The following is a 12107-nucleotide window of genomic DNA, read 5'->3' on the forward strand; positions in this document are numbered from 1 at the left end:
TGCCGGGACCCGACCGTGCGCCCGCTGTTCGCCACCTGCCCCGGGCGGACGGCGGCCGCCCTGAACAGCCGCGGCCGGAAGCAGGTCGCGGCTGGTGCCGGCGACCGTCAGGAGCGGTGCACGGTGAGGCTGTCGGCGGCGGCGCGGGCGTTCTCACGGGACACCGATCCGGTGCGGGCGAAGTCGGCCCAGAGCTTGCGGACCGCCTTCCCCCGGCGGTCGAGGTCCGCCCAGCTGGTGCGGCCGACGAGCTTGGTGTTCTCCCAGGCCCGCCTGGTGCCCAGCAGCAGGGGCAGGTCCACGATGTGCGCGGCGCCGAAAGGGCTGCCCTCGGGCTGCCAGGTGACGGTGTAGCGGGTGGCCCGTCCGCCGCCCCTGCGGTGATCGCGGGCGAACCGCCTGGTCGGACCGGTGTAGATGCGGTACGTGGTGGCCCACACCAGGAGGCGGCGCAGGGCCGTTCCCACCACCGGGAGCGCACTGAGGCGCTTGATCGGCGGGAGGAACTCGGCGAAGAGCCCGGTCTCCTGGCTGGTCGCGCCGATGAGCACGTCGATCCGGGGCGCGGCCTCGCGCCAGGCGCGGGTTCGGACGGACTCGGCGGGCAGGGGTGCGTGCCCGTACTGCACACCGAAGGGCATGGCGCTGGGCAGCCCGAACCTCTTGGCGGCGGCGCCCGCCCTCTCCTCCAACGCGACGAGCTCGGCGGCCGGGGTGTCGGGGGCGGGGATCCCCACGGCCTCGGCCATCGCCTCGGACATGCGGGACCGGCCGGTGAGGATGCCCAGCGGGGCGCTCTGGATGACGGCCCGCCGGAAGAGGCCCTCGGTGCCCCGGCTGATCATCAGGTGGGCGACGGCGTCACCACCCGCGGACTGGCCGAAGAGGGTGACCTGGTCGGGGTCGCCGCCGAACGCGGCGATGTTGGCGCGCACCCAGCGCAGGGCCTCGATCTGGTCGAGCAGGCCGAGGTTGGCGGGGGTGGTGCCGCCGATGCGCAGGTAACCGAGCACGCCGAGCCGGTAGGTGACGGCGACGACGATGACGCGCTGTTCGCCGACGAGCCGGGTGGGGTCGAAGATCTCCATGTCCCCGGAGCCCGTCACGTAGGAGCCGCCGTGGATCCACACCATGACGGGGAGGCGCTCGCCCTCGGCCAGGTCGGCGGGGAAGGTGACCGAGAGCCGCTGGCAGTGCTCGTCGTGGCGGCCGACCGAGACGCCCTCGACGGCCGCGGAGACCACCTTGGAGGTGAGCTGGGGTGCGGCGGGCGCGGGGCTGGTGGCCTGGAAGGGTTCGGTGAACCCGGGTTCGGGCCGGGGCGGGGCGAAGCGTTCGGCGCGCGCGTAGGGAATGCCGAGGGCGCGGACGACCTCGCCCTGGACCCTGCCGACGACGGGTCCGGCGGGGGTCTCGACGCGGCGGAGTTCGTCTCGGGTGACGGAGGTCGGTTCGGTCATGCTTTCCTCGGGTGTTCGGCCGGTCCGGACGGACGGCGGACGGTGGGCGGGCCGTCGAACGGCGCCGAACGCAGTGTACGGCGGTACCGGCGGCGGGTCGGGGAGCCCGCCGCGGAGCCGGGCGCGCCGGGTCCGGCCACGAGGGATCGGCCGTTCGGCCTCCCCCGCCCACCGGGGAGGCCGAACGGCCGCGCCGGGCGGTTCGGCGGACCGCCCGGCAGTCTCTCAGGGCACGAAGGCCGTGCCCGGGACGGCCACACTGACCTGGCCGTCGAAGGCCTCCTTGGCGTGGCCGTGGCCCTCCTCCCAGTCGGCGGGGTCGGCGAAGTGGGTCAGTACCAGGTGCCGGGCGCCCGCCTCGGCGGCGAGCGCGCCCGCCATGCGCGCGGTCAGGTGGCCGTGTCCGTGCAGGGCCTGCTCGTCGGCCTCCAGGTAGGTGGCCTCGCACACGAACACGTCCGCCTCACGGGCTGCCTCCACGACCGGGGCGCGGTAGCCGGTGTCGGAGGAGAACGCCACCGTGCGGCCGTCCGGGCCCTCGAAGCGCAGCGCCGCCGAGGGCACGCTGTGGTGGGCCGCGAACGACCTGAACCCCACCCCGTCCACCTCGTGCACGGTCGTGCCGTCCCTCGGCAGCTCCCTGGTTTCGAAGGACTGGGTGATCGGCCGGTTCATGGTCGGCAGCGTGGGGATGCCGAAGACCGCGTCGAAGGCGGCCAGCCGGTCGGTCTCGCCCTCGGGGACGAAGAGCGGGATCCGGGGCAGCACCTCGGGGAAGGTCCACCGGTAGGCCCAGGCCATCAGGTCCAGGCTGTGGTCGGCGTGCATGTGGGTCACCACGATCCCGCGCAGCCGGTCCAGCTCGTAGCGGGAGCAGTAGGCGAGCAGGGACCCCGGACCGGCGTCGACCAGCACCACCCCGGTCTCGGTGTGGAGCAGGTAGCAGGAGGCGGGCCCCTCCCGGGTGGGTGCGGTCGCGTTCGACCCGAGGATCTCCAGTTCCAGCATGTGCGTTCCTCTCGTGGCTGTCGCCCGGGGCACGGGGCGAGGTGGTGGGGTGAGACCCGGTCAGGTCTCGGGGGTGAGCAGGGTGGCCCGGCCCGGGACCGCGGCCAGGGAGACCGAACGGCCGATGCGCGCGTCCGGTGGCACCCGGACGCCCAGGACCTGCCCTCCCGCTCGGACCGTGAGGTGGACGGCGTCGCCGGTGAACTCCGAGTGCGTCACCTCCGCGACCAGCGCCGACTCGTCGGAGTCGTCGGTGACGGTGAGGCTGTCGTGGCGCAGCAGCAGCCGGGTGGTTCCGTGTCCGGTGGTCCGGACGGCCAGGTCCCGGACCGGGATCCGCCAGCGGCCGTTCAGGGCGACGACGTGCCCGTGGTCGCGTTCGGCGTCCAGCAGCACCGAGCCGGCCAGGAAGTCCGCGACGAACGCGTCCGCCGGGTCGTCCCAGAGCCGTTGCGGGGTGTCGAACTGGACCAGTCGCCCCTCGCGCAGCAGGGCGATCCGCGATCCCAGGGCCAGCGCCTCCCGCTGGTCGTGGGTGACGATGAGCGTGGCGCACTCGGTGGCGGCCAGCATCGCGGCCAGTTCCCGGCGCAGGCCGCCGCGCAGCTGCGGGTCCAGCGCGGCCAGGGGTTCGTCCAGCAGCAGGGCGTCGGGCTGGATCGCCAGGGCCCGGGCCAGGGCGACCCGTTGGCGCTGACCGCCGGAGAGCTGGTCGGGGCGGCGCTCGGCCAGCTCCGTGAGCCGCGTGAGCTCCAGCATCTCCCGGACCCGTTCCTCACGGCGGTCCGCCGCCGCGCCCCGGGCGCGCAGGCCGTAGGCGATGTTGGCGGCCACGTTCATGTGCGGGAAGACCGCGTAGTTCTGCGGGACCAGGCCGATGTTGCGGCGGGCCGGGCCCAGGCCGGTGACGTCGCGTCCGGCCAGGGTCACCTCCCCCTCGGAGACGGGGACGAGTCCGGCGACGGCGCGCAGCGTGGTGCTCTTGCCGCAGCCGGAGGGGCCGATGACGGCGACGGTCTCGGCCGGGGCCACGTCCAGGGCCAGGTCCTCCACGGCGGCGGTGGAGCCGTAGTGGACGGTCAGGCCGTCCACGGTCAGTCCGCCCGCGCGTGCGGCGGCGGGCGGGTGGCCGGTGGCGGTGGCGTGGGTGCTCACGGGGTCCTCCTCGGGGCCCGGCGCCGGGCCCAGGCGATGGCGGTCAGCACCGGCGCGACGAAGGCGATGAAGATCATCGACTGCGCCGAGGCGAGTTCGAGGCGCTGGGTGGAGTAGGAGTCGAACAGGGCGAAAGGCGCGGTGGGAGTGGCCGGCGGGTTGATGAAGAAACTGATGTTGAACTCGCCGAAGGACAGGGCGAAGACCATGGTGACCGCCTGGGTGACGGCGACCAGGCAGGCCGGGACCGTGATGGTGCGCAGGACCCGGGCGCCATCGGCGCCGAGGCTGCGCGCGACGCTCTCGTTGGTGCGCAGTTCGTCGTCGGCGAGGGCGGGCACCAGGGCGGCCAGGGTGAACGGCAGGGTGAAGACGAGGTGGCCCAGGACCAGTAGCAGGCCGCTGGGGCGCAGCATCGGGTAGGTGCCCACGAGCGCGACGCTCAGCGCGATGCCGGGCACGGCCAGGGGCACGTTCACCAGGTAACCGGTGATCCGGGTCAGCGGTGAGGGGTGGCGGGCCACCCACCAGGCCAGCGGCCCGCCGATGAGGAGGTTGAGCACGACCACCAGGGTCGCCACGGCCAGGCTGCGGCCGATGACCGGGGCCAGCGGCGGCCAGGCGTAGGCGAACCAGTCCAGGGTGGGGCCGCGGCCCCAGGGCCCCTGGGAGAAGTCGACACTGGTGGCGGCCACCAGCGTGGCCAGGATCGGGACGGCCACGAAAACGCAGGTCGACCAGGTGGCGATGCGGCTCATGAGGCCACCGCCCTTCGCACGAGGCGGGCCAGGACCCGGCCCAGGACCAGCGCCAGGACGGCCATCGCCGCGAGGACCACCGCGAGGGTGGAGGAGGCGGCGAGCCGGTAGCCGGTGGTGAGTTCGTTGGCGACGTTGAGCGGCAGGAGCCGCACCCCCTCGGACAGGGTGGCGACCGTGCCGTACCCGCCCAGGGCCACCGCGAACGCGGTTCCGCCGGCCTCGATGGCGGCGGGCAGCAGCAGGGGCAGGGTGACGGTGCAGAACACGCGCGGCCGGGACGCGCCCAGGGTGCGGGCGCTCTCGGTCAGGGCGGGGTCCAGCGTCGCGGCCGCGCCGCGCAGCGGACCGAGCACGCGCGGCAGACAGAAGTAGACGTAGGCGATGAGCAGGCCGGGGAAGGTGTAGGCCAGCCCGGAGAAGCCGTCCCAGGCCAGCCCCAGCAGCCCGGTCCGGCCGGTGAGGACGATCGCGAAGAACCCGATGATGATGCCGGGCAGTGCGATGGGCAGCGTGAGCAGGGCGTCGGCGGCGGCACCGCCGCGGCCCGCGCGGTCGTCGTCGGCCTGGCGCAGGACGACGGGCACGGCGACCACGAGGGTGAACAGGACCGCTCCCCCGGCGATGAGCAGGGAGTTCACGAGCGCGTCGCGGACGGTCGCGGAGCCGAACGCCCGGACGTAGTGCTCCAGGGTGGGGCCGCCGTCGGCCGGGGGCTGTCCCAGTCCGAGGGAGTTGGCGACCATCACCGCGACGGGGTAGGCGCTGAACAGGCCGATGACGATCAGGGCCGGGAGCGCGGCGAGCCAGGCCGGTGCCGCCGCGCCGCGCCCCCGGGCGGGTGCGCGGAGGGGGAGGGGCACTAGAAGCCGACCTCGTCCTGGTAGAGCTCGACGAACTCCTGCTGGCGCAGGCCCTGCTCGACGTAGTCGATGGTCTCCGCGCGCTCGTAGTCCTCGGGCGGCAGCACCTTCTCGGCGAGGTCGGCGGGCATCTCGCCGATGACCGGGCGCATGTACCCGGCGGCGAAGAGGCCCTGGCCCTGCTCGGAGAAGTAGAAGTCCAGGAGCTCCCTGCCGTTGTCCTCGTTGGGGGCGCCGTTGACCAGGCCGACGATGTACGGGATCTGGAGCGAGCCCTCCTCGGGGATGACGACGGAGACGTCGGCGCCCTCGTCGCGGAGCTTGTAGCCGTTGAAGTCGGTGTCGATGAGGATGGGGATCTCGCCCTGGGCGACCTTGGCGGTGGCGGTCTGGGCCGCGGTGGAGGCCCCGTTGTCCTTGAGCCCGTTGAGGTAGTCCAGGCCCGGGCCCCAGTCGTCGAAGTCCCCGCCGAGTGCGAGGTTGACGGCGGTGGCCGCGGAGTAGCCGACGGCGGCCTGGGTGGGGTCGAGGTAGCCGACCTTGCCCTCGTAGGCGGGGTCCAGCAGGTCGTCCCAGCTCTGGGGGACGGGCGCGCCGTCGAGGTGGTCCCCGTTGACGATGAAGGCGATCGTCCCGGTGTGGACGCTGGTCCAGGCGCCGTCGGGGTCGCGGAGGTCGTCGGGGACCTGGTCGGCGCCCTCGGGCACGTACTCCTGGAGCACGTCGGCCTCCACGAGCTGTTCGGCGAAGGCGATGCCGGTGTAGGCGACGTCGGCGACCGGGGAACCCTTCTCCGCCTGGAGGGCGGCCAGGGCCTGGCCGGAGTTCTTGGGATCGTTGGGGGCCTCGATCCCGGTCTCCTCGGTGAAGGCGCTCAGGACCGCCCCGTAGTTGCCCCACTCGGTGGGCGAGTTGTAGGTGATGACGATGCCGCCGTCGCCCGAGGCGGCCCCCTCGGGCGGCTCGACGTTGCCGCAGGAGCTCAGGGCCAGGGCGGTGAGGGACACGACGGCGCCGGTGAGCGCCGTACGTCGGTGGAACATGAGGGCTCCGATGGATGGTGCGAAGGCCCGTTCAGGGGCCAGGGGGTGGGACGAGGGTACTTCGTGATGAAACGATTTGCCATAGGAGTGACCTGCACTATTGTGATCGGTGTCCGGAGAGCCAACTCCCCGGGAACCCTCGACCAACCCGCTCACGCGGGCCCCACCGGCACCACCGATCGGCGCCCCGGCGCGGGATGCTGGACCCCTGCCCCGCGCACCGCCCCGAGCGGCGCTCCCCCTTGGAAGGACGGCACATGTCCGGACCCCGCAAACGCGTGACCCTGCGCGACGTCGCGGCCCGGGCCGGGGTCTCGGTCGCCCAGGCCAGCCTCGCCCTGAACGGCCGCGGCCGGGTCGCCCCCGCCACGGTCGACAGGATCCGCCGGGCCGCCACCGACCTCGACTACCAGGTCGACAGCCGTGCGCGGCAGCTGCGCACCGGCCAGCGGTCCGCCTACGGGGTGGTCATCCGCAACATGCGCAATCCCTTCTTCCTGGACGTGTTGCGCGGCATGGAGGTACGGGCGCACCGCGAGGGCGCCTTCCTGCTCATCCTCAGCTCCGACTACGACATCGAGCGGGAGGCCGCCGCCCTGCGCCGGCTCGCTGCCGAGGGGGTCGGCGGCATCGCCATCACCCCGATCGGGCGCGCGGGCCCGCTCACCGAGTGGCTGCCCCGGCACCCGGGCGTTCCCGTGGTGGCGTTCAACTGCACCCCGGACCCCTCCCTGTCCGGGGCCGGGGGGCGCGTGTCCACGGTGGGTCCGGACGACGGGGCCGCGGTCACGCTGGCGCTGGGGCACCTGCGCGAGCGCGGGCACCGGGGGGCGTCCCTGGTGATGGCGCCGGAGGGCCTGGCCGCGGACTGGGGCCGCGAGGAGGAGTTCGTCCGCCGCTGCGCGGAGTGGGGCATGGCGGGGACCGTGGTGCGCTGCCCGCTGGACCACGACAGCGTGGCGCGGATGGCCGCGGAAAGGATCGGCGGCGGATCCGGTGACCGGGCGCGAAACGGCGGAGGGCACGAGGCGTTCGTGGTCAACTCCGACTACCTGGGTACCGCCGTCTACGACGCGGCCCGCTCCCTGGGGCTGCGGATCGGGCGGGACGTGAGCGTGGTCGGGCACGACGACCTGCCCACCTCGGCTCTGCTGGACCCCGGCCTGACCACCGTGGGCCTGGACCGGGAACGGCTGGGAGACCAGGTCATGCGGCTGCTGCTGGAGCCCGCCACGGAGACGGTCCAGCTGCCGGTGGCGTTGGTGGACCGGGGCTCGGTGGCGGTGCTCGGCGGGTGAGGGCCGAGCGGTGGCTGTCCTCCCGCCTCGAACAGCTCCGCCGGAGCGCACGCGAGCGCTTCGAGCGGGTACGTACGCGGGTGGCAGGACAGTCGGCCCCGACGAAGGAGAGTGGCATCCGATGAGCGAACGCCCGACACTGGCCGTCACCGTCGGCGATCCGGTCGGCATCGGCCCGGAGATCACCGTCCGCACCCTCGCCGGACTCGGCACGAGCGCACCCGCGCGGGGTGTGGTGGTGGCCGACCCCGTCGCGTTGCGGCGGGCGGTATCGGTGTGCGGCCTGGACGTACGGATCCGCGCGGTCGACTCCTTCGACCTGCCCCCGGAGGAGGAGGGCGTGGTCGACTGCTTCGACATCGGGGTCCTGGGTGAGGAGGAACTGCCCTGGGGCCGGGTGGACGAGCGGGCCGGACGCGCGGCGGTCCGCGCGATCACCGTGGCCGCGGAAGCGGCCGTGGCGGGCGCCGTGGCCGGGGTGGTGACCGGCCCCATCAACAAGGAGGCCATCTGGGCGGCGGGGTCCGAGCACCTCGGCCACACCGAGATGCTCGGGGCGCTGACCGGAACGACCCGGCAGAACACCATGTTCCTGGTGCGCGGCAAGAGCATCTTCTTCGGCACCCGCCACCTGTCGCTGCGGCGGGCCCTGGACCGGATCAGCCAGGAGCAGCAGACCGCAGCCATCGAGGAGGCCCTGACCGCGCTGCGGGTGTTCGGCCACGACGACCCCCACCTGGCGGTGGCCGCGGTCAACCCGCACGGCGGCGAGAACGGCGCCTTCGGTGACGAGGAGATCGAACACATCACCCCGGCCGTGGAACGCGCCCGCGCGGCGGGGGCCCGGGTGAGCGGTCCGGTCCCCGCCGACTCGGTCTTCCACCAGCTCCTGCAGGGGCGGTTCGACGGGGTGCTGTCGCAGTACCACGACCAGGGGCACATCGCGGCCAAGACGGTCGACTTCGACGGCACGGTCTCGGTGACCGTGGGGCTGCCGATCCTGCGCACCTCCGTCGACCACGGCACGGCCTTCGACATCGCGGGGCAGGGGGTGGCCGACCCGGGCACGATGCGGTCGGCGTTCCTGCACGGCGCGGACCTGTCCCGGTTCGCGGACCGCATCCGGGCCGAGTACGGGAGCTGAACGGCGGCGGCGGGCGCGGGGCGGGAACCCACCGGGGGCGACCGTTCCGCAGCCGGTACGGGAAATGAGGGTGAGATCGCCCTGCGGGGTGTCCCTTCCCACTCCGCACGCCCGCTTCCGCCTGGGGAAACGCACGTAGACTCGTCCGGGTCGCCCTGAGCTTCGGGGCGTGTTCGACGTGCCGCCCGTCACCCTGACGCCACCGTGGTGCCGTAGCGACGGCCGTCCCCTGTCTCTGACTCCGAACCGCCTCCCGGCGCGCCGCGCAGCACACCGACCGGACGAACCATTCCCGGTCGGAGATCCCCGATCGAGGAGAGTCCTCTTCTACATGTCTTCCACCCCGCGCACACGCGTGCCCGAAACCGGCCGCCGACCCGACCCCTGGGTGGTCGGTGTCTCCGGCGGCCTTCTGGTCGCGTTCGTCCTGGCGGCCCTTATCGCCCCCGCATGGGTCAGCGGCGCCGTCGACACCGCGTTCGCGTGGTCCGGACGGTGGTTCGGCGCCTACTGGCAGGTCCTGCTCCTGGCCACCGTGGTCATCGCCACGGTCCTGGCCTTCTCCCGCTACGGGCGGGTCCGCATGGGCGGCACGGACGCCCCCGCGTTCACGTGGTTCCGGTGGGTCGCCATGGTCCTGACCACCCTGCTCGCCGCGGGCGGTGTCTTCTGGGCCGCCGCCGAGCCGATCGCCCACTACGTCGACGCGCCGCCGCAGTACGCGCACCTCGCGGGCGGCATGGAGGGCGCCTCGGTCGCCCTCGCGCAGTCCTTCGTCCACTGGGGTTTCCCGGCCTGGGCGATCGGCGGTTCCCTGGCCACGCTGGTGATGATGCGCGGTGTGGAGAAGGGCATGCCCCTGCGGCCCCGCACACTGCTGTGGCCGGTCATGGGTGAGCGGATCCGCACGCACTGGATCGGCGCCGTCGTCGACATCAGCTGCGTGGTGGCGGTGGTCGCCGGAACCGTCGGTCCGGTCGGTTTCCTCGGCCTCCAGATGTCCTACATCGGCGGCGAGATGTTCGGTATGGGTTCCGGCTTCGGCACCCAGGTCGCGATCATCGTGGGCCTGACGGTCATCGCGACCGTCTCGGTGCTCAGCGGCGTCAACCGCGGCATCCAGCTGCTCAGCCGGATCAACGTCTGGGCCGCGCTCGCGCTGATCCTGTGCGTCGTCGGCCTGTCCTCCCTGCCCTACGTCGTCGACCTGTTCCTGCAGGCCAGTGCCGTGCACGTGCGTGAGTTCGTGCCGATGACGCTGTTCCGCGGCGACGAGGAGTGGCTCGGGTACTGGACGGTCTTCTTCTTCGGCTGGTTCATCGGCTACGGGCCGATCATGGCCATCTTCATCGCGCGCATCTCCAAGGGCCGCACCGTCCGGCAGATCTTCGTGGGCGCCACCGTGCTGCCCGCCGTCGTGACCGCCGTGTGGTTCACCGCCCTGGGCGGCAGCGGCCTGTGGCTCGAGCAGAACGACCCCGGGGCGATCTCCGGACCGTACGCCGAGGACGGCCTGCCCGCGGCGGCTCTGGCGATCGTCCAGGCCCTGCCGGCGAGCGGCCTGTTGGCGATGCTCATCGTCCTCGTGACACTGATCTTCTTCGCGTCCACGCTCGACACGATGTCGTACTCCATCTCGTCGTCCAGCATGCACTCGGGCGAACCGTCCGGGCTGGTGCGGGCGTTCTGGTGCGTGGGCATGGGCGCCGCCGCCATCGTGCTGCTGACGGTGGGCGACAACGGAGTCGAGGCCCTCCAGTCCTTCATCGTGGTGACCGCAGTGCCGGTGGGCCTGATCCTGCTGCCCACGCTGTGGAGCGCGCCGCGCCTGGTCAGGGAGATGGCGGTGGAGCAGGGCATCGTCCCCGGCCCCGGATCCGGCCCCGCGGCCGTGGCCGTGGCCGGGGCCGGGGCCGGGGCCGAATCCGGCTCCGACGCGGACACCGGCGCGGAGACCGAAATCGGCGCCGGGGTGGAGCGGGAGACCGCCGCACCCTAGGATCTGCTCCTGTGCGTGTACGGGCCGTGCGTACCTCCTCTCATCAGCTTCTTCCGAGAGAGCGAGGCCCGCACGGCCCGTTTGCTCACCCCTCGCAAACACACGAGCCACAGGAGCAGCGTGAGTAAGAGGATCGGCATCATCGGGGCCGGGACCGCGGGCCTCCATCTGGGCCTGTACCTGCGCCGACACGGGGTCGACGCCACGATCTTCACCGACCGGACACCGGAGGAGCAGCGCGGGTCGCGCCTCCTGAACACCGTGGCCCACCACGCCGTCACCGTCGAGCGCGAGCGAGCGCTGGACGTGGACCACTGGCCGGTCGAGGAGTACGGCTACACCCAGCACCAGTACCGGGTCGGCCCCGATCCCCTGCGCTTCGAGGGCGACCTGCACGCCCCGAGCCGGTCGGTGGACTACCGGATCTACCTGCCGCGGCTGATGGAGGACTTCGCCGAGCGTGGCGGGGAGTTCGAGTTCGGCCGGCTGTCCCCCGACGACCTGCCCGCCCTGACCGCCCGCTTCGACCTGCTGGTCGTGTGCACCGGTCGAGGGCCCTTCGCCGAGATGTTCGAGCGCGACCCCGAGCTGTCCCCGTTCACCGCCCCGAGGCGGGCCCTGTGCGCCGGGATCTTCACGGGGATCGCCCAACAGCCGACCCGCGCGGTGACCTTCCACATCTCCCCCGGCGCGGGCGAGATGATCGAGATCCCCACCTGGACCGAGGGCGGCCTGGCCACCGCCATGGTGATCGAGAACCACTTCGGCTCACCGCTGGAGGCGCTGGCCGCCACCCCTTACTCGGACGACCCCGAGGCCTACGTCCGGCTCATGCTCGACCTGTACCGCGAGCACTACCCGGGGTGCTTCGAGCGCATCGACGAGAGCGGGTTCGGCTTGGCCAACGGACCGAAGGACATCATCCAGGGCGGGGTGACCCCGGTGGTGCGCCGGACCCACACCGTCCTCGGCGACGGCACCGTGGCGATCGCGCTCGGCGACGCCCACTCGACCGTGGACCCGATCCTGGGCCAGGGCGCCAACATGGCGTCCTACGCCGCGTGGATCCTGGGCGAGGAGATCGTGGCGCGTGAGGTGTACGACGCACGGTTCGTGGAACACGTCGACCGGCGGCGCGGTGACCGGGTGCTCTCGGCCGGCCGGTGGGGCAACTTCATGATGGAGAACCTGACCGCGCCCGCCCCGGAGTTCCAGGAGTTCCTGGGCGCGCTGAGCCGGGGCGGATCGCTGACCGACGAGTTCACCGACAACTTCAACTTCCCCGAGCGGGCCTGGGACGTCTTCGCCACCCCGGAGCGGACGGGCGCGTGGCTGGCCCGGCACTCCGGGGCCGGCGCCGGCTAGGCGGGGCGTCGCCG

Annotated in this window: 10 protein-coding genes; 4 read left to right on the plus strand and 6 right to left on the minus strand. The window is 73.0% G+C overall.

All coding sequences use genetic code 11. The features are described from left to right. Nucleotides 1-107: 107 nt before the first annotated feature. The 6 genes from D458_RS0111115 to D458_RS0111140 all read right to left on the minus strand — a co-directional run bounded on the left by D458_RS0111115 (nt 108) and on the right by D458_RS0111140 (nt 6287). Nucleotides 108-1460 (minus strand): carboxylesterase family protein, encoded by a 1353-nt coding sequence (locus tag D458_RS0111115; protein ID WP_017586824.1) that lies wholly within the window; start codon nt 1458-1460, stop codon nt 108-110. Nucleotides 1461-1685: 225 nt separating this feature from the next. Beyond that, entirely contained in the window at nt 1686-2468 is a 783-nt protein-coding gene (locus D458_RS0111120; protein WP_017586825.1) for an MBL fold metallo-hydrolase, read from the minus strand. Between the two features lie 60 nt (nt 2469-2528). Then, nucleotides 2529-3623: an ABC transporter ATP-binding protein gene (locus D458_RS0111125; RefSeq protein ID WP_017586826.1), complete on the minus strand. Its 1095-nt coding sequence runs from the start codon at nt 3621-3623 to the stop codon at nt 2529-2531. Next, nucleotides 3620-4381 (minus strand): ABC transporter permease, encoded by a 762-nt coding sequence (locus tag D458_RS0111130; RefSeq protein WP_017586827.1) that lies wholly within the window; start codon nt 4379-4381, stop codon nt 3620-3622. The genes D458_RS0111125 and D458_RS0111130 overlap by 4 nt, the downstream gene beginning before the upstream one ends. Next, entirely contained in the window at nt 4378-5244 is an 867-nt protein-coding gene (locus D458_RS0111135; RefSeq protein WP_017586828.1) for an ABC transporter permease, read from the minus strand. Before D458_RS0111135 ends, D458_RS0111130 begins: the two co-directional genes overlap by 4 nt. Next, nucleotides 5244-6287: an extracellular solute-binding protein gene (locus D458_RS0111140; protein ID WP_017586829.1), complete on the minus strand. Its 1044-nt coding sequence runs from the start codon at nt 6285-6287 to the stop codon at nt 5244-5246. The genes D458_RS0111135 and D458_RS0111140 overlap by 1 nt, the downstream gene beginning before the upstream one ends. Before the next feature lie 257 nt (nt 6288-6544). On the opposite strand from D458_RS0111140, the gene D458_RS0111145 reads away from it, so the two are divergent. From D458_RS0111145 to styA, 4 genes are all read left to right on the plus strand, one after another. Then, a complete protein-coding gene (locus D458_RS0111145; protein ID WP_017586830.1) occupies nt 6545-7585 on the plus strand; it encodes a LacI family DNA-binding transcriptional regulator in 1041 nt (346 codons plus the stop codon). A 121-nt stretch (nt 7586-7706) separates the two neighbouring features. Beyond that, a complete protein-coding gene (gene pdxA, locus D458_RS0111150) occupies nt 7707-8729 on the plus strand; it encodes a 4-hydroxythreonine-4-phosphate dehydrogenase PdxA (protein ID WP_017586831.1) in 1023 nt (340 codons plus the stop codon). 331 nt (nt 8730-9060) lie between these two features. Next, nucleotides 9061-10728, plus strand: a complete 1668-nt coding sequence (locus D458_RS33360) for a BCCT family transporter (protein WP_017586832.1) — start codon at nt 9061-9063, stop codon at nt 10726-10728. 120 nt (nt 10729-10848) lie between these two features. Beyond that, nucleotides 10849-12093, plus strand: coding sequence for a styrene monooxygenase subunit StyA (gene styA, locus D458_RS0111160; protein ID WP_017586833.1), 1245 nt, complete (start codon nt 10849-10851; stop codon nt 12091-12093). Nucleotides 12094-12107: the final 14 nt, after the last annotated feature.

It is taken from the genome of Nocardiopsis ganjiahuensis DSM 45031 (genome assembly GCF_000341085.1).
GTDB lineage: Bacteria > Actinomycetota > Actinomycetes > Streptosporangiales > Streptosporangiaceae > Nocardiopsis > Nocardiopsis ganjiahuensis.